Source organism: Aquisalinus flavus (assembly GCF_014640095.1).
GTDB lineage: Bacteria > Pseudomonadota > Alphaproteobacteria > Caulobacterales > Parvularculaceae > Aquisalinus > Aquisalinus flavus.
Genome location: NZ_BMGH01000001.1, coordinates 2189215 through 2205727, shown reverse-complemented (window position 1 = coordinate 2205727; position 16513 = coordinate 2189215). Strand labels below are relative to the sequence as shown.

Here is a 16513-nt window from a genome sequence, read left to right as displayed (position 1 = left end):
CGGGAGCCGGATTGCAGGTCAATTGATTTGGCCGGCGAGATAGCGGTAAGTATGGTATCGACCGATCAAATGATAATAATCAAAGAAGCGGCCGTCTAAACAGGCCGGTTAAGAGGGGATGTCAGGGCAGGGATGTCGAACAATAATTCTAATCATCATGCAGGTGATGCGGGGGACTCCAACGCACTCGTCTGGGCGCTCGGCGCGTGCGCGCTGGCGGCGGTATTGTGCGTTGGCATCTATGCGCTGTTATCGGGTTTCGTCGCGTCGAGAGGCGCCGCACCGGGACCCGGCGCGCCCGCTGGCGACATCGCCATGGCGGGCCTGACTGGCGCCGACAGGCCTGATCCTGTTGAAATCGCCTTTGACGAGGCATCCCTTGCCCGGGGCAGGGCGATTTACGCACAGGCCTGCGTCGCCTGCCACGGCCAGGATATGCGCGGCGGTGTCGGGCTGAACCTCGTCGATGGCGAATGGGTGCATGGCTCTTCGCGCGAAGAGATCCTGAGCAATATCAAGAACGGGTTCCCCGATCTCGGCATGGTCGGATTCGAGAGCCTCTACAGCGATGAAGAACTCGGCGACGTCGTCGATTACATCCGCTCGCGCCGCGAGGGATGGGAAGGCGGGCGCTATGCGATCTGGCCGATCGCCGCCGATACGCCCCGGGAGGGCTTTTCCTTTGCCGAGGCCACGCAAGGCGAGCCGACCAAGGCCGGACGGTTCGACACCGGTCTTGCCGATTACGCCATCGCCGAGATGGAAAACTTCGCCATGGTCGTCGATGGCATTGTCCATATCCCGGCTGGCGCCCCCGCCGGTATCTGGGTCCAGGCCGGCGGCGGCGGCGGCGTGGAGGTGATGATCGATGGCAACAAGGTCGAGCCGGTTTATGATCTCGCCGGGGCGATCTATCCGATCGACCATGGGACCCATGAGCTGACCATTGCCTACAGCACTGCCGAGAAGCCGGGTTGGTTCTCCGGCAATCTCAACATCGTCGTGCTCAACCCGGAAACGGGGGAGCGGGCCTTCGCGCTGAGCGAGGCCGGCAAGAGTTTTCTCGACGATACGTCTTTCGTTATCGATGCACAGCAACGGCCGCGGGTCATCCGCCGGGTGGTCAATAACCTGCCGTCATCGACGATCTCGGTCGGCCTGCCCTCGGGCATGAATTTCGGCTTCAATACCAGGTCCTGCGCGATTGTCGGGGCGTGGCAGGGGGATTTCCTCGATATCGGCCCCAATATCGACGGGCGCGGCGATGCCCCGGCAGTGCCGCTGGGAGAGTGGATGTTCCACGAGCCCGAGGCAATCGCACTGAGCCAGGACGGCCAGTGCCGCTATGTCGGGACCTCGCTGCAGGATGACGGCTCGCCGGTATTCTCGTTCGAGATCGACGGCATGTCCTACACTGTGACCGGTCAGCCTGCTGATGCGGGCATGGCGTTCGTCTATGCGGCAGCCGGGGGCGGGGCGGCAGGACCGGTATCGGTGCCTGACATCGATGGCGTCGAGACCCGGGTTGAAGAATCGGGCGCGCAGACGCGGGTCCTGATGGAAAGGACACAGACGCCATGAGCGCGATGACATTGAAAAAACTGGCGGGCACGGCGCTCGTGTTTCCGATCCTGTGCAGCGGCGTGCTGGCGCAGGACGACATGGTCGGCAATACGGCCTATATTCCCGACGGCTACAGGCTCGAGGCGATTGCCTTGCCGGCAGACGTGCCGTTTCACGCGACCGGTCTCGATATCAACGAGGCCGGCGCCGTGGCGGTGGCCACGCGGCTCGGCGATGTCTGGATCCTTGATGCCGACGCGGCGGCAGGCACGCCGCAGCCTGGCGACTGGCAGCTCTTCGCCGAAGGGTTGAACGAGCCGACCGGCCTGATGTGGGAGGATGACGGGACGATCCTGGTCGGTCAGAAATCGGAACTGACCCGGCTCGTCGACAAGGATGGCGACGGCGTCGCCGATGACTATCTCAACCTCGCCAGCGACTGGGATTTCCACGACAATTACCACGAATACAATTTCGCGCCGGTACGCGATGGCGACGGCAATCTCGTCGGCACGCTCAATCTGGGTCACAACGTGCCCGGTGGCTATTCATGGGGCGAGCGGCCCGTCATGGTGTCGGCGGGCGGTCATCGCGGCTGGGCCTACAGGATCACACCCGACGGTGACTTCTCTTTCTTTGCGTCGGGTCTGAGATCGCCGGCAGGGGTCGGCGTCAGCCCTGACGGTCTCGTCTATTATACGGACAATCAGGGCGACTGGGTGCCGACGTCCAAACTGCACATTCTCGAGGACGGGGCGTTTTACGGCCATCCGTCCTCCCTGCGCGATCACCCCGATTACTCTATCCCTATCCTCGACGACATGTCGGTCGAGGATTTCGCGCAGATGAGCGAGACACCGGTCGTCTGGATCCCGCATCAGGAGGTCGCAAACTCCCCGGGCAATCCGGAATGGGACACGACCGGCGGCGCGTTCGGTCCGTTCGAGGGGCAGATATTCGTCGGCGACCAGACGCAATCGAACGTGTTCCGCATCCTGCTGGAAACCGTCAACGGACAGCGCCAGGGCGCGGTCATCAATTTCGCCAACAATTTCCAGAGCGGTAATATCCGGCTTGCCTTCCACCCCGGCGGTGATCTGTGGGTCGGGCAGACGGCCCGCGGCTGGGGCGCGGTCGGCTCCAAGCCGTTCGGTATCGAGCGCGTAGTTTGGGACGGCGAGACGCAGCCATTCGAGCTGCTCGATATCGCCATGACCGCCGATGGCTTCCGCCTCGACTTCACCGGGGCGGTCGATCCGGCGAGCCTGTCTGCGTCGGCTTTTTCGATCCAGCAGTGGGGCTATGATTACAGCGACGCCTATGGCTCGGACAAGATCGACCTGACAAGCCTCGAGACGCGGTCCGTCGATATCGCCGATGATGGCCTGTCCGTGTCGATCGGGATCGACCAGATGCCGGGCACGGTCATGGCGATCGATTTCTCGGCCCTGCGCAGCGCCGATGGTCGCAAACCAAGCGTTTCGAAGGTCTATTACACCGTCAATACGACCATGTGACCGATATTTGTCGGGTGCGCATGGTTGCTGGATGAGCCAAGACGATGAACAATTGTGCCCGAAACAGATAACTTCAGGGGAGCGACGAGATGAGCAAGTCAAGATATTACAAGAATGGCGCTACACTTCGTGCAGGGATGATGGCGTTGCTGACAGGCCTGGGTGTCAGCGCCTGTGGCAATGCTGACGAGGCTGCCGAAACCGCGGCCGCAGGTGATAACACGCAGACCGCGACGACCGGGACGCCATCAGGCGACCAGGCAATGGCAGAGACATCTGCCCCTGCCGAAGCCCACGCCGCTTCGCAGTTCGCCGTCGTCAACGGTCCGGAAATTCTGGTTGCGACCCAGGCGCAGTTTCCTGACGCCCAGCCGGTTGCCGTGCAAAGGCCGAACAGCGGCTTCACCATCGGTTACGAGGGCACGCCGCTTCTGCCGGACGGCAAATGGCGCGTTCATGATCCCGAGCGGCCACGTCCGGAGGTCGTCGAGCCGCAGACCGGTGTGTTCGTGCCGCCGCCTTCCGACGCAGTCGTCCTGTTCGATGGCACCAGCTTTGACGGGTTCAGGACAGCCAATGACGGGGCGCCCGACTGGGTCGTGGAAAACGGCTCCTTGCGCGTTCCCAGCGACATTCCGCACACGGTCAGTGCCGATATCGTCTCCACCCGGGAATTCGGCGACGCACAATACCATATCGAATGGCGTTCGCCGGCGGAACCTGTAAGTGGCTCGCAGGGGCGCGGCAATAGCGGCATCTTCCTGATGGGCCGCTATGAGGTGCAGGTGCTCGATTCCTATCAGAACGAGACCTATGCGGACGGTCAGGCATCGGCAATCTATGGCTGGAAACCGCCGCTGAAGAACGCCACCCTGCCACCGGGCGAATGGCAATCCTACGATATCGTGTTCGAAGCGCCGCGCTTCGATGACGATGGCGACTTGCTCAATCCCGCTTTCGTCACCGTTTTCCATAACGGTGTCCTGACCCAGTATCGCCAGAACTTCCTCGGCGTGTCGGGCTATCAGAACATTCTTCCCTATGAGGCGCACCCGCCGCAGGGGCCGCTGCGTCTGCAGGACCATGGCAATCCGGTCGAGTATCGCAATATCTGGGTGAGAGAACTCGATCTCGGTGCGAATGACTGACCGGCTGGTTGTCGATTGTAAGCATTCCGTAAGCTGTAAAGAGTGAGTAACGATGTCTTTTTCTACTGCCGTGATGGTTTTGCTTGCCATCCAGCCTGCCAGCGCTGCAACACCGGATGACGCCAACCCCGATAGTGGCGGCGATACGATCGTCGTCCGGGCCCAGCGCCTTGTCGATCCAGCAGCTGTCAGAGTCGAGACGATCGGTGCCCGGGACATTGCCGCTCTCGGCGACGTGCAAAGCGTTCTGGAAACCTCGCCAAGCGTCACCATCGTCAGCCCCGGCCCGGCCGGTGCAACGGAAATCCTGTTGCGCGGCGGGGACGCGAATTTCACCGCGGTCACGATTGATGGCGTGCGCCTGAACGATGTCACCGACAGCCGCGGCGGCGCGGTCGATGTCGGCGCCATCGCCCCGTTCGAGATCGGCTCTGTCACTATTTACAAGGGGGCTGTCTCCGTGCTCGAAGGCAGCGATGCCCTGTCCGGTCAGATCGCTCTGGAGACGGACGATCCGCGCGACGGCCCGCGCGCCGAGGCAATGGTGCGCGTCGCCGATCGGGGTCTCGGATCGGTCAACGGGCGATGGGCGCCCTTGCGCGATGAGGCGCTGGCGCTGTCGGTGACCGGTACCTGGTTCGATTTTGGCGAGGGGCCCGCCGACCAGACATTTTCCCGCGCCAGCCTCGGCGTCAAGATGAGCGGTGCCGCAGGCCAGGGCCGCTGGGTAGCCTCTGCGCGGGTCGGGGAGACCTCGCGCGGGGCATTTGCCGATGCCAGCGGCGGGAACCGTTTCGCAGCCACGCCCGATCTGCAGCAAAGCGAGACCAGGCTCTCCACGGTTTCCCTGCGCTATGGGGCGGGCGAGACCGCGGGCTGGTCACCAAGCGCCGCCTTCACCTGGCTGCGCCGCAGCGAAGACAGGGTCACTCCCGCGGCGCCGCCGCAAGTGCCGGCGGGCACAAGCGACAGCACCTTCGAGCGGTTGACCCTTGTCGGGACGGCAAGCCGGTCCCTGTCGCGGGAGTGGCAGGCGCTGGCCGGGGCAGAAATCGTGCAGGAAAAAGGCGAGACAACCGGCAGCCTAGACTATGGCTTCCCGCTGCCGGTCGATTTCGAGCTCGAGCGCACCACCCCGTCGATTTTTGCCGAGATGCGCCGCGATGCCGCAGCGGGCGGAGACAAAGGCGCGCTCGACCTCTATGCCGGGATCAGGGCCGATTATGTGGATACGGAGGAAGTCGTGCCAACGGTGCGGGCGGGCGGCGTGTATCACCTGCCGGGCGATGGCAGCACCTCCGTCTATGCCAGCATCGGCACCGGCTTCAAGGCGCCGAGCTTCTATGCCGTCGGCGACCCGCTCGTCGGCAATCCTGACCTCGAAGACGAGACCAGCGTCACCGGTGAAATCGGGATGCGTCATGCCTTTGCCGCGACGACCGCGGTCGACCTGTCCGTCTATCATTCGAGCTTCAAGGGTCTGATCGATTTCGATGGTGAGACATTCAGTCTGGTCAACCGGTCCGAGGTCGAAGTCTCCGGCATCGAAGCGTCTGTCAGTCACGATATCGGTGCCCATGCCTTTTCAGCCTTTGGTACACAGATGAATACCGACGCGCCCGACGGCGCTGTCTTGCTACGTCCCGACTGGCGCGCCGGTTTTACATGGGCCTGGGCGCAGGATCGCATCAATGCCTATGCGTCCTATCGTATCCGCGGCGAGATCGAAGCCTCGTCGGTGCCGACCGGGATTGTCCGGCTCGACCCGTCACAACGGCTTGACCTGTTCGCGGGCTATGCGCTCGCCGACGGGCTTCAGGTCGCGCTGACCGCCGATAACCTTCTCGACAGCGAGACCGAGGCACAGCCCGGCTTCACGCCGATGGGCCGGCGTCTCGGCATCAGGCTCGATATCGCATATTGACAAGGGGCAATGCCGCGGCATGTCATGCCGGATCTGCCGCTGCTCTAACACTTTGGAAGCGAAACTTTCCTGCCTTCAAATGATTCCATTTGAAGGCAGGTTGATCTAGTTTTCCTCGGCAATGGCGCGGCCTTCATCGACGATGTTTTCGTCGTAGGTCGCCAGACGCACACGGAGAATTTGGCGCTCGTCCGTAAAATTCAGGCCATAATCGGTCTGGTCGCCGTTCCAGCGGCGGACCATACGCCATTCCCCGTCTTCCCACACGACTTCCTCGACGCTGGCAAACAGGAAGCCGCGTCCCTCAAGCTCCTCGGCGGGGTCGAATCGGACACGGGCATTATAGCCGGTGACGAGATACGCATTCTCTCCCAGGTCGGCGACCAGGATACCGGCATTGACCGCCGGCTCGCGCCTCTCGACATCGTCGCCCCACCACTCGTCCTCGCCGAATTGCCACTGGTCGAATTCGACGGTCGCGCGCCACGGGCCGAGGTCGAGAATGCGTGGCGCGTTGTCATCCGGGCGTCCGGCGCCCCAGACCTGCCGCTCATAGGCCAGCCGCGCCCACTCCCCGGCGAACGGGGCGAGCAGGCTGTAATTGGCGGCGAAGGGCTGGAGCGATTCCGGAGAGACTTCCTTGCCGCCGAGGGGGTAGTTGGCATACCCCGTATAATCGGTCCCGAACGGGGCAAAGCCGATAGCGCCGTGGCCGAACACATCGAAGAAATACCGCGCAAAGTCTGGCGCGTTGCCAGTCTCCGAGACGAACAGGGGATTGTCCGGGCGGGCGTAATGGTCCAGCACGGCCGTGTACCGGAGATCGTCGCGCATATAGATATCGGGCGAGACGAAATCGAGTGCCGGGGCCGCGGCCTTGTAGATGCCGATGACGTTGTGCGTCGGCCCGCCGCTGGCGTAGCTTTCCGGTCCCTGGTCGTTGATCGGGTCCTTCAGCGCGGCATTGGCATACATGGGCAGGTCATAGACGGCACGGCCGGCCGCCGCGATCTCGCCGATATAGCTGGCGATATGCCAGGCATGGAAGAACTCGTCGCCGTCCGCGCCGAATACCTGCGGCCAGGTGCCGGTACCAACGCCGAGATGTTCGACCAGTTTCTGTGGCACGGCATCCTCGAACACGGCCTGAGCGGCATCCGAGTAATCGCGCACGCTGCTATAGGTGCCGGGCTCGTTCTGGACCTGGACCATGATCACGGTCTGCTCGCGGTCATTGCGCTTCAGCCATTCCATCATCCGCACGAAGGCGCGCTTGTCAGCCTCCAGAGTTTCCCGCGAGAGAGGGGTCAGGGCGTAGGAGGTGGTGCCATCCTTCTTTTTCAACCGCGGGAACCGCTCATTGTCGAGCTTGACCCATTCCGGCGTGTAGTTCGGCGAGGTGTTCTTCCATGTCGCGAACCACAGGAGAACGAGGCGAATCTCGTTCTCGCGGGCTTCATCGATCAGTGTTTCGAGATAGGAAAAATCGAAGCGTCCTTCCTCGGGCTCGACCTGCTCCCAGGCGACGGGGATCTGCAGCGTGTTGGCGCCGAGATCGTGCACGGCCGGCCAGACCTTCTCGAGCATATCGGGATAGTTGGACGAGTTGTTCGCCTGCGCCGTCAGCATCAGATAGGGCTCGCCGTCGACGACGAAGAGATGTTTTCCGTCGTGACTTTCAAAATGGGGTAGCGATTGCGCCCATGCTGGTGCCATGATCGCCGTGAGCAACATGGTCGTTGTGGCCAGTATGGCGGCGGTCAAGCCTGTCAGTCTTGCGCTCATCTATTCCTCCCTCGGTTCTTTTTCTGTAGCAGGATAGATTGCAGGAACTGCCCCTGTCCCCGTATTCCCGTCCCGTTGTTCCGGCCACTTTAGCGGCGTGGACAGGGGGGGGGCCAGCCGAAGCTTTCCTGCCGGAAGGCCTGCTATGAGAGGAAGATCATTTTCAGCGGCATCCACAGGCCCATAGCGATCATGACGAGGTTTTCCGTCAATGAAACGAAGCCGAGCGGGACATTGGAATCGCCGCCGACACAGGCGCATTTCAGCTCGCGCTTGTCGATATAGACGGCCTTGTAGACCGACACTGCACCGACCGACCCGATGAACAGGGCGATGGGGGCGCCGATGAGCCCGGCCATTCCGCCCATGATCATCAACAGGCCGGCCGCCGCCTCCGCGAACGGATAGACATAGCCATAGCCGACATGCCGGCGGGCAAGCAGGTCGTAATTCAGGAACATGGTGGAAAAGCTCTCCACGTCCTTCAGCTTCTGCAGGGCGAGCGCCGTCATGGCGAAGGCGGCGAATAGCTCGATGGTACGCAGGGTGAAGACCGTGCCGATGAAACCGCCGGCGACCGCGAAGGCCATCAGGGCACTGATCGCAAAGATCATCAGGACCGGGGTGTAGGTCTTCTTCGTCTTGTCATAGCCGGTGAAGCGGGCGCGCAGGGCGTCATAGCCACCGATGCGGGTGTCCTCGATGAAGGCTTGCGGCGTCGTGCTGACGTCGTGCTCGGTCTTGAACGCATCGGTCTGCTCGCGTGTTATCAGATGGTGGTCCTCGACCTCATAGCCATGGCGTTGCAGGAGCCATTTCGACTTGAGGCCATAGGGGCAGACATGCTTGTCCATGACCATGCGATACAGCACGGCGTGGTTGCTGCCCTCTTGCCGGCCCTCTTGCCGCGAAGGCGTCCCGTTTTCGGAATCCATATTCATCATGACCTCCTGATACCCTATGGGGGTATATGGTGTAGGTCCATGGCTGTCAACAAGGCCGCCCCGCGACTATCCGGGCTTGCGGTCATCAAGGCCGGGGGGCGGGCGATATCTATCGGGCACGCACCGTTTACAGCGCCGGTGTAACACCGTAATTCTGGTATTATTGATGAATGACAACAGGGGTCCCATGGTTCTGAAAACGCTGGATATGCCCGGTCAGGCAGTGCATCGCCGCCACCATGTGAAGGGGGACGGCCGGTCACTATGGCTTTATGGCCGCGAGCCGCATGGGCTGGAGGCGCTGGCCGAGGAGGACGGCGAGCCGATCCATGGCGGGTCGCTGCGCTGGCATCCGCTACGCCGGGAATGGGCGGTCTATGCCTCGCACCGGCAGAACCGCACCTTCAAGCCGTCAGCTGCGGATGATCCGCTGGCGCCATCGCAGCCGGGCCGGCCTGCCACTGAAATTCCGTTTACGGATTTCGAGCTTGCCGTCTTCGATAACCGCTTCCCGAGCTTTCACCCGGATGCGGCAGAACCGGCGCAGGATATTCCCGGCCTTGACCTGCGGCGGCCCGGCGGCAAGTGCGAGGTCGTGGTCTACACCCCGGATCATGAAGGCTCGCTCGCGACCATCGGTCAGGACCGGCGGCGCTTGCTTGTGGCGGCGTGGATCGACCGCTATCGGGACCTGTTCGCGGCGGGCCATACATTCGTGCTGCCGTTTGAGAGCCGCGGCGAGGAAGTCGGCGTCACGCTGCACCACCCCCATGGCCAGATCTATGCGTTTGACGTGATGCCGCCGGTACAGGAGAAGATGGCCGACGCCTTCCGGCAAGGCTATGACCTGGCAGGCGCGCTCGCCTCATGGGGCGATGACTATTCCGTCACCGAGGCCGCCGGTATCCGCGCCGTCGCGCCACCCTATGCGCGCTTCCCCTACGAAACCTGGCTGGTGCCGCAAGCCTTCACGCCGGGGCCCTGGGCATTCGATGCCGACCAGATCGACGGCTTTGCCCATCTGCTCGGCGACATGACCCGGCGCTATGATGAATTTTTCGCCCGCCCGACGCCCTATATGCTGAGCCTGCATGCCGCGCCCCGTGGCGAGGAGGGGCATTTCCACTTCACCGCGCAGTTCTATCCGCTGCTGCGCTCGGCCGACAAAATCAAGTATCTCGCCTCGGTCGAGCAGTCGACCGGCATGTTCACCGTCGACATCATGCCGGAACAGGCCGCCAAGGCCCTTAGAGACCTGTAACAAGAGATTGTAGACGCATGAGTATCTTCGAGAAGACCTTCGGCTATGGGCCGAAGACGGTGCAGACCGTACCCGGCCGCGTCAACATTATCGGCGAGCATACGGACTATAATGGGGGCGCTGTCCTGCCGGCGCTGGTCGACCGGTCGATGACAGTTTCTCTCGCCCCCGCCGATGGCGATACGCTGCGCATCTATTCTCGCGGCTTTGACGAAATGAAGCAGCGCCCTGCCGCCTTCGTCCGCGACGGCCATTGGTCCGATTATGCCGCCGCGGCCTTCGCCTTTCTCGGCGACAAGGGGCTTTTCAAGGGCGGCGCCGATGTGACGCTGGAAAGCGATATCCCCGCGGGAACCGGGCTCTCTTCTTCTGCCGCGCTTCTGGTCGCCTGCCTGAAAGCCGCGCGCGATATCGGGGCATTCGACGAGGACGACAAGACGATCGCCCTGTGGGCACAGAAGATCGAGAACGACTATCTCGGCGTGCCCTGCGGCATCATGGACCAGATGGCGGTCGCCCTGGCCGAGCCCGGGACCGCGCTGTTCCTGAACACGCTGACGCTGGAGACAGAAAAGATCGCCCTGCCTGGGGGGCATGTCATGGCGGTCGCCCATTCCGGCGTCGAGCGCCGCCTCGACGAGGGCCGTTATGCCGTGCGCCGGGCCGAGTGCGAGGAGGGCAAGACGCTGCTCGGCGAACCCAATCCATGCCTGATGGATGAGGCGACGCTCAAGCGCGCCCTCGCGCTCGACGAGCCGATCAACCGGCGTATGCGCCATCAGCGCACGGAGCACCTGCGTGTCCTTGCAGCGGTCGATGCGATCCGCAGAGGCGATGCCGCCGGGCTCGGCCGGCTGATGGATGAAAGCCATGTGTCCATGCGCGACGATTTCGAGATCACCCATCCCGTTCTCGACGAGATGGTGATCCGCGCCCGCCACCACGGGGCCCTCGGCTCGCGCATGACCGGCGGCGGCTTCGGCGGCTGCTTCGTCTCGCTCGTGCCCGAGGATGGCCTCGCCCGCTGGCAACAGGCAATGACCGGTGACTTCCCGCAGATCACCATGATCTGACGCACGGGTTCGGGCGCCGGTCCTGCCTGAATCGCGGCCTGACCGCGGGCAGAATCCTGTGCTATGGTGGCTGCCTGCAAGCATGAGGAAACGACATGACGGGCACACCCTGCATTCTGGCGATAGACCAGGGCACGACGAGTTCGCGCGCCATTCTCTTCGATGGCGAAGGCACGATACAAGCGCTGGCGCAGCGCGAATTTCGCCAGCACTACCCGCAGGCCGGCTGGGTCGAGCATGACCCCGAGGAAATCTGGGACACCGTCGTCGCTGTCTGCCGCGAGGTGCTGGATAAGGCGCAGGCGGATGACCTGAATGTCATCGCCATCGGCATCACGAACCAGCGCGAGACCACGCTGGTCTGGGACCGCGAGACGGGAAAGCCCGTCCATAACGCGATTGTCTGGCAGGACCGGCGCACGGCGGACTTCTGCCGCCGCTTGCGCGAGGCTGGCCACGAGGCGATGGTGACCGACCGCACCGGCCTTGTCCTCGATCCCTATTTTTCGGCGACGAAAATCACCTGGCTGCTCGACAATGTCCGCGGCGTGCGCGCCCGCGCCGAGGCTGGCAAGCTTGCCTTCGGCACGGTCGACAGCTTCCTCCTGTGGCGGCTGACAGGGGGAAGGGTTCATGCCACCGATGCGACCAATGCCTGCCGCACCTGCCTGTTCAATATCGAGCGGCAGGACTGGGATGCGGACCTCCTCTCGCTGTTCGACATTCCCGTATCGCTGATGCCGGAGGTGCGCGACAGCGCCGCCGATTTTGGCCATACGGACAAGGCGGTGCTAGGGACGCCAATTCCGGTCTGCGGCGTCGCCGGTGACCAGCAGGCCGCCCTGATCGGTCAGGCCTGCTTCAAGCCGGGCATGGTCAAGAGTACGTTCGGCACCGGCTGTTTCGTCGTGCTGAATACGGGCGAGACCATCGTTCGCTCACGGAACAAACTGCTCACGACCGTAGCCTATCGCCTGAACGGAAAGGCGTATTATGCGCTGGAGGGGTCGATCTTCGCCGCCGGTACGACCGTGCAATGGTTGCGGGACGGGCTTGGCCTGATCCAGTCGGCGACGGAGACGGAAGCGCTCGCGAGCAGCATCGAGAACAATAATGGCGTCTATATCGTGCCTGCCTTTGCCGGGCTCGGCGCGCCATGGTGGGATGCCGAGGCGCGCGGCGCGATCTACGGGCTGACGCGCGGCTCGGGCAAGGCGGAAATGGTGCGCGCCGCCTTGGAATCGACCGTCTATCAGCTCTCCGACCTTGTCGGTGCCATGGTCGCCGATGGCGGCACGATCGAGGCAATGCGGGTCGACGGCGGCATGGTCGCCAATGGCTGGATGATGCAGTTCCTCGCTGACATACTCGACTTGCGCACCGACAGGCCGGTGATCGCGGAGACGACAGCCTTCGGCGCAGCCTGCCTCGCCGGGCTGCAGGCCGGACTTTACGGGTCGCTCGATGACCTCGCGACGCGCTGGCAGCTGGATCGATCCTTCGAGCCGGCGATGACGGTGCAGACCCGCGCGCGCAATCTTGCCGGCTGGCGCGACGCGGTCAGCCGGACACTGACGGAGCGCTAGATTGTTTTCCGCGTTTCCTGACGGTGAACCGGTTTCCACTTCACCGGGAAACGCTAGAGTCGGTCCCGGCCGGCCTACCAGTTCCACATCGTCCCGTCGGTCAGGCGGTTCACCGGCAGCTGGGCCGGCTTGTAGGGATATTTTGCAGCCAGTTCCTCGTCGATGGTCACGCCATGGCCCGGCGTCTCCCCGGCATAGAGGAAGCCGTCCTTGAAGGTATAATCATGCGGGAAGACGGCGTCTGTCTCTTCCGTGTGGTGCATATATTCCTGGATGCCGAAATTCGGTACCCAGGTATCGAAATGCAGCGCCGCGCCCATGCACACCGGTGACAGGTCGGTCGCACCATGGCTGCCGGTGCGCACCTGGTAGAGCGCGGCGAGATCGGCAATCCGGCGCAGATGGGTGATGCCGCCTGCATGGACGACGGTGGTGCGGATATAGTCGATCAGCTGGTTCTGGATCAGGTCCTTGCAGTCCCAGATCGTGTTGAAGATCTCGCCGATGGCGATCGGCGTCGTGGTGTACTGACGGATCAGCTTCAGTGCCTCCTGGTTCTCCGCCGGCGTCGGGTCCTCCATCCAGAACAGCTTGAACGGCTCCAGCGAGCGGCCGAGCTGGCCGGCCTCCAGCGGGGTCAGTCGGTGATGGATGTCGTGCAGCAGGTGGATATCCGGGCCGACCGCGTCGCGCACCTTCTCGAACAGCTTCGGCGCATGGTTGAGATATTTGACCGTATCCCATTCGTTTTCGCTCGGCAGCGCGGCGTCGGCAGGCTCGTAGAACATGGTGTCCTTGGAGACGCCATAGGTCGATTTGAGACCGGGAACGCCGGACTGGGCGCGGATCGCCCTGTAGCCCATTTCCTTGTATTTCAGCACGGCCTCGACCGTGTCGTCGATATCGGTGCCATTGGCGTGGCCATAGACCATGACGCCATCGCGCGAGCGCCCGCCGAGCAGCTGGTAGAGCGGCATGTTCGCGGCTTTCGCCTTGATGTCCCACAGCGCCGTGTCGATCGCGGCGATCGCCGACATGGTCACCGGCCCGCGGCGCCAGTAGCAGCCGCGATAGAAGAACTGCCAGATATCCTCGATCCGGCCGGCATCCTTGCCGATCAGGTTCGGGATGCAGTGATCGGTCAGGTAGGAGGCGACGGATAGCTCGCGCCCGTTCAGCGTGGCATCGCCGATCCCGGTCAGGCCCTCATCGGTCTCGATCTTCAGCGTGACGAAATTGCGGCCGGGGCAGGTGACGATGACCGTGGCATTGGTGATTTTCATGAATGTCGCTCTTGGTTGATGACGCTGGTGAAGGCAGATATCGGGCAGATGGCGCCTGGCTGGGTGACGACGAAGGCCGCGACACGGGCGGCGCGGGCGACGCAATCGGCAGGGGCAAGGCCTTCGAGCCAGCCGGACAGGAATCCGGCGGCGAAGCTGTCCCCGGCGGCGGTCGTATCGACCGGGCGGTCAACCGGCGTGACCGGCAGGATTTGCGTGTCCTCGCCCTTCGTATACAGATGGACCTGCCTGCCCGCTTTCAGAACGATATGCGACGGATCGGTGGCTTTCAGCCGGTCCAGCGTCTCCGCCGGGCTTTGCGAGCCGTACAGATCGCGCTCGTCATCCATGCCGGGCAGGGCGATGTCGCTGACCGCGAAAGCATTGTCGAAGGCAACGATCGCCAGTTCCGGGGCGTCCCACAGGCGGGCGCGATAATTCGGATCGAAGGCGATCGCGGTGCCTCTTGCCCGGGCTGCTTCGGCAGCGGCGATCAGCATGGCGGCCTCGTCCGGCGGCAGGATGGCGAGGGTGATGCCGGAAAAATAGACGAGGTCAAAGCCCGACAGCATGTCGGTCAGTGCCCCGAGGCTGTCGCCTTCCAGCATCCGCCGGGCGGCAGCGGCAGAGCGCCAATAGGTGAAGGAGCGCTCGCCCTGATCATCCGTATGGATCATATATAGACCCGGCGTGCCGCCATGAACGGTGCGGACCCTGCCTGTGTCGATCCGCTCATCCTCGAAGGTCGTGCGCATGCGCTGGCTGAGGGCATCGTCGCCAAGGGCGGTCAGGAACGACACCTGCGCGCGCTCGCCGGCCAGCCGTTTCATATAGACCGCTGTGTTGTAGACATCCCCGGCGACGGCGCTGGCATAGTGCCCGGCGTCCCCCGCCGGGCGCAGTTCGACCATCGCCTCGCCGATGACCAGGACGCGCTTCATGTATCAGCCCCATATGTCATCAGGGCCCTGCGCACGGTGGCGGGCGCGCCGTCCCCTATCAGCCGGATCGCCTGTTGCAAGGCGTCGTGCAAGGGCTGACTGCGCGCCAGATCCTCGTCGAACAGCGCGCGGAAGGTGAGGAAGTGCGTCGCGGCGGCTTCCGGGTCGCTGTCATCGAGCCATGGCTGCGCGGCAAGGGCATCGCTTTGCGGGTCGACGATCTTGCGGCCATCCTGCAGGGCCTTGATGACGAATATCCGCCACGCTGCGACGACCAGGCACAGCCGGTCGACAGGGCGGGCTGCTTCGATATTCTCGCGGATCACGGAAATGATCCGGACGGGGAGCTTCTGGGTACCGTCCCACGCAATCTGCGCCAGCAAGTGCCTGATCTCGGGATTATGGAAGCGTCCGATGATGGCGTCGCGATACTCGGTCAGGTCGAGACCTACCGGCGCTGTCAGGCCGGGGATGATTTCCTGAGCCGTCATGGTGCGGATGAATCTTTCGAACGCGTCATCGCCGATCGCGTCCCTTACGGTCTCATGGCCGGCAAGCGGCCCGAGATAGGCAAGGGCTGAGTGGGGGGCGTTGAGAAGGCGCAGCTTGGCATGCTCGAACGCGGCGACATCGCCGGTAAACGTCGCGCCAGCCTTGTCCCACGCCGGACGCGGCCCGTCGAAATCCTCGATCACCCATTGCTTGAAGGCTTCGCGCTGGATCGGCCAGGCATCGTCGAGCCCTGCGTCGTCGCGCACGCGCGCGATCAGCGCGTCATCGGTCGCCGGGGTGATCGAGTCGACCATAGTGCGGGGGAAGGCGACATTGGCGCCGATCCAGCCGGCAAGGCTCTCATCCCGTTTTGCCGCGAGCGCGATGACGGCGGCCTTCAGCTTGTGGCCATTATCCGGCAGGTTGTCGCAGGAAATGCAGGTGAACGGGGCCGTGCCGTTGTCCCGACGGCGGGCGAGCCCGGCGACGAGATAGCCGATGGCCGAGCGGGGCGCGTCCGGCGTGGCGATGTCATGGGCAATGTCGCTATTGCTCTCATCGAGCCTGCCATTGGCGGCGAGACAATACCCCTTCTCGGTAATCGTCAGGGTCACGATCTTTATCGCCGGATCGGCGAGTCGGTCGATGACGGCGCCGGGGTCTTCCGGCGCGACCATCAGCTCCTTCAGGGACCCGATGATGCGATACGAGACCTCGCTGTCCAGCGTCGCCAGCGTGTAGAGCCCGTCCTGTTGGGCCAGACCGTCACGCACCGATGCCGAGCGCAGGGAGATGCCGCAAATGGCCCAGTCGCCACCGTGGATGTCGCTACCGCCGAGCGCCATGGCGTCATCGGTATAGACAGCCTGATGGCCGCGGAAGAAAGCCCCCGGCCCGAGATGGACGATGCCGACACCGGTGGCATCCCGGTCATAACCGGGCAGGGCGGCGCTGCTGTGATTGTCCCGCAGCGCGTCTTTGAGCGATTGGGCCATG

At 63.4% G+C, this 16513-nt stretch carries 12 protein-coding genes; 7 read left to right on the top strand and 5 right to left on the bottom strand.

Going from position 1 to position 16513, the window contains the following annotated elements; genetic code table 11:
* The first annotated feature begins 132 nt into the window (after positions 1 to 132).
* The 4 genes from IEV88_RS10095 to IEV88_RS10080 all read left to right on the top strand — a co-directional run bounded on the left by IEV88_RS10095 (position 133) and on the right by IEV88_RS10080 (position 6152).
* Positions 133 to 1581 carry a c-type cytochrome gene (locus tag IEV88_RS10095; RefSeq protein WP_188158567.1) on the top strand — a complete coding sequence of 483 codons (1449 nt, stop codon included), beginning with the start codon at positions 133 to 135 and terminating at the stop codon, positions 1579 to 1581.
* Positions 1578 to 3080, top strand: coding sequence for a DUF7133 domain-containing protein (locus IEV88_RS10090; protein ID WP_206711209.1), 1503 nt, complete (start codon positions 1578 to 1580; stop codon positions 3078 to 3080). The genes IEV88_RS10095 and IEV88_RS10090 overlap by 4 nt, the downstream gene beginning before the upstream one ends.
* Before the next feature lie 89 nt (positions 3081 to 3169).
* On the top strand, positions 3170 to 4228 hold the full coding sequence (locus tag IEV88_RS10085) for a 3-keto-disaccharide hydrolase (RefSeq protein ID WP_206711210.1): 1059 nt from the start codon (positions 3170 to 3172) through the stop codon (positions 4226 to 4228).
* 52 nt (positions 4229 to 4280) lie between these two features.
* Positions 4281 to 6152 carry a TonB-dependent receptor plug domain-containing protein gene (locus tag IEV88_RS10080; protein ID WP_188158568.1) on the top strand — a complete coding sequence of 624 codons (1872 nt, stop codon included), beginning with the start codon at positions 4281 to 4283 and terminating at the stop codon, positions 6150 to 6152.
* 105 nt (positions 6153 to 6257) lie between these two features.
* On the opposite strand, the gene IEV88_RS10075 is transcribed toward IEV88_RS10080, so the two are convergent.
* Together IEV88_RS10075 and IEV88_RS10070 are read right to left on the bottom strand one after the other, a co-directional pair.
* On the bottom strand, positions 6258 to 7937 hold the full coding sequence (locus IEV88_RS10075) for a DUF5597 domain-containing protein (protein ID WP_188158569.1): 1680 nt from the start codon (positions 7935 to 7937) through the stop codon (positions 6258 to 6260).
* Between the two features lie 143 nt (positions 7938 to 8080).
* Positions 8081 to 8872, bottom strand: coding sequence for a MauE/DoxX family redox-associated membrane protein (locus IEV88_RS10070; protein ID WP_188159219.1), 792 nt, complete (start codon positions 8870 to 8872; stop codon positions 8081 to 8083).
* 196 nt (positions 8873 to 9068) lie between these two features.
* Here IEV88_RS10070 and IEV88_RS10065 point away from each other — a divergent pair, with 196 nt between their 5' ends.
* From IEV88_RS10065 to glpK, 3 genes are all read left to right on the top strand, one after another.
* Complete coding sequence (locus tag IEV88_RS10065; RefSeq protein WP_206711211.1) at positions 9069 to 10142, top strand: galactose-1-phosphate uridylyltransferase; 1074 nt, start codon at positions 9069 to 9071, stop codon at positions 10140 to 10142.
* 17 nt (positions 10143 to 10159) lie between these two features.
* The gene (gene galK / locus IEV88_RS10060; RefSeq protein ID WP_188158570.1) at positions 10160 to 11215 is read left to right on the top strand and encodes a galactokinase; all 1056 of its coding nucleotides are present in this window, start codon (positions 10160 to 10162) and stop codon (positions 11213 to 11215) included.
* 95 nt (positions 11216 to 11310) lie between these two features.
* Positions 11311 to 12801, top strand: a complete 1491-nt coding sequence (glpK, locus tag IEV88_RS10055; RefSeq protein WP_188158571.1) for a glycerol kinase GlpK — start codon at positions 11311 to 11313, stop codon at positions 12799 to 12801.
* Positions 12802 to 12875: 74 nt separating this feature from the next.
* On the opposite strand, the gene manD is transcribed toward glpK, so the two are convergent.
* From manD to IEV88_RS10040, 3 genes are read right to left on the bottom strand one after another with little or no spacing between them, the layout of a single operon-like run.
* Positions 12876 to 14084 carry a D-mannonate dehydratase ManD gene (gene manD / locus IEV88_RS10050; RefSeq protein WP_188158572.1) on the bottom strand — a complete coding sequence of 403 codons (1209 nt, stop codon included), beginning with the start codon at positions 14082 to 14084 and terminating at the stop codon, positions 12876 to 12878.
* The gene (locus IEV88_RS10045; RefSeq protein ID WP_188158573.1) at positions 14081 to 15025 is read right to left on the bottom strand and encodes a sugar kinase; all 945 of its coding nucleotides are present in this window, start codon (positions 15023 to 15025) and stop codon (positions 14081 to 14083) included. The genes manD and IEV88_RS10045 overlap by 4 nt, the downstream gene beginning before the upstream one ends.
* Positions 15022 to 16512 carry a mannitol dehydrogenase family protein gene (locus IEV88_RS10040; protein WP_188158574.1) on the bottom strand — a complete coding sequence of 497 codons (1491 nt, stop codon included), beginning with the start codon at positions 16510 to 16512 and terminating at the stop codon, positions 15022 to 15024. Before IEV88_RS10040 ends, IEV88_RS10045 begins: the two co-directional genes overlap by 4 nt.
* Position 16513: the final 1 nt, after the last annotated feature.

Excerpts from the sequence above, each read along its gene's own strand:
- IEV88_RS10095 (WP_188158567.1), top strand. The coding sequence starts at position 133 with ATGTCGAACAATAATTCTAATCATCATGCAGGTGATGCGGGGGACTCC.
- IEV88_RS10090 (WP_206711209.1), top strand. The coding sequence starts at position 1,578 with ATGAGCGCGATGACATTGAAAAAACTGGCGGGCACGGCGCTCGTGTTT.
- IEV88_RS10085 (WP_206711210.1), top strand. The coding sequence starts at position 3,170 with ATGAGCAAGTCAAGATATTACAAGAATGGCGCTACACTTCGTGCAGGG.
- IEV88_RS10080 (WP_188158568.1), top strand. The coding sequence starts at position 4,281 with ATGTCTTTTTCTACTGCCGTGATGGTTTTGCTTGCCATCCAGCCTGCC.
- IEV88_RS10075 (WP_188158569.1), bottom strand. The coding sequence starts at position 7,937 with ATGAGCGCAAGACTGACAGGCTTGACCGCCGCCATACTGGCCACAACG.
- IEV88_RS10070 (WP_188159219.1), bottom strand. The coding sequence starts at position 8,872 with ATGGATTCCGAAAACGGGACGCCTTCGCGGCAAGAGGGCCGGCAAGAG.
- IEV88_RS10065 (WP_206711211.1), top strand. The coding sequence starts at position 9,069 with ATGGTTCTGAAAACGCTGGATATGCCCGGTCAGGCAGTGCATCGCCGC.
- galK (WP_188158570.1), top strand. The coding sequence starts at position 10,160 with ATGAGTATCTTCGAGAAGACCTTCGGCTATGGGCCGAAGACGGTGCAG.
- glpK (WP_188158571.1), top strand. The coding sequence starts at position 11,311 with ATGACGGGCACACCCTGCATTCTGGCGATAGACCAGGGCACGACGAGT.
- manD (WP_188158572.1), bottom strand. The coding sequence starts at position 14,084 with ATGAAAATCACCAATGCCACGGTCATCGTCACCTGCCCCGGCCGCAAT.
- IEV88_RS10045 (WP_188158573.1), bottom strand. The coding sequence starts at position 15,025 with ATGAAGCGCGTCCTGGTCATCGGCGAGGCGATGGTCGAACTGCGCCCG.
- IEV88_RS10040 (WP_188158574.1), bottom strand. The coding sequence starts at position 16,512 with ATGGCCCAATCGCTCAAAGACGCGCTGCGGGACAATCACAGCAGCGCC.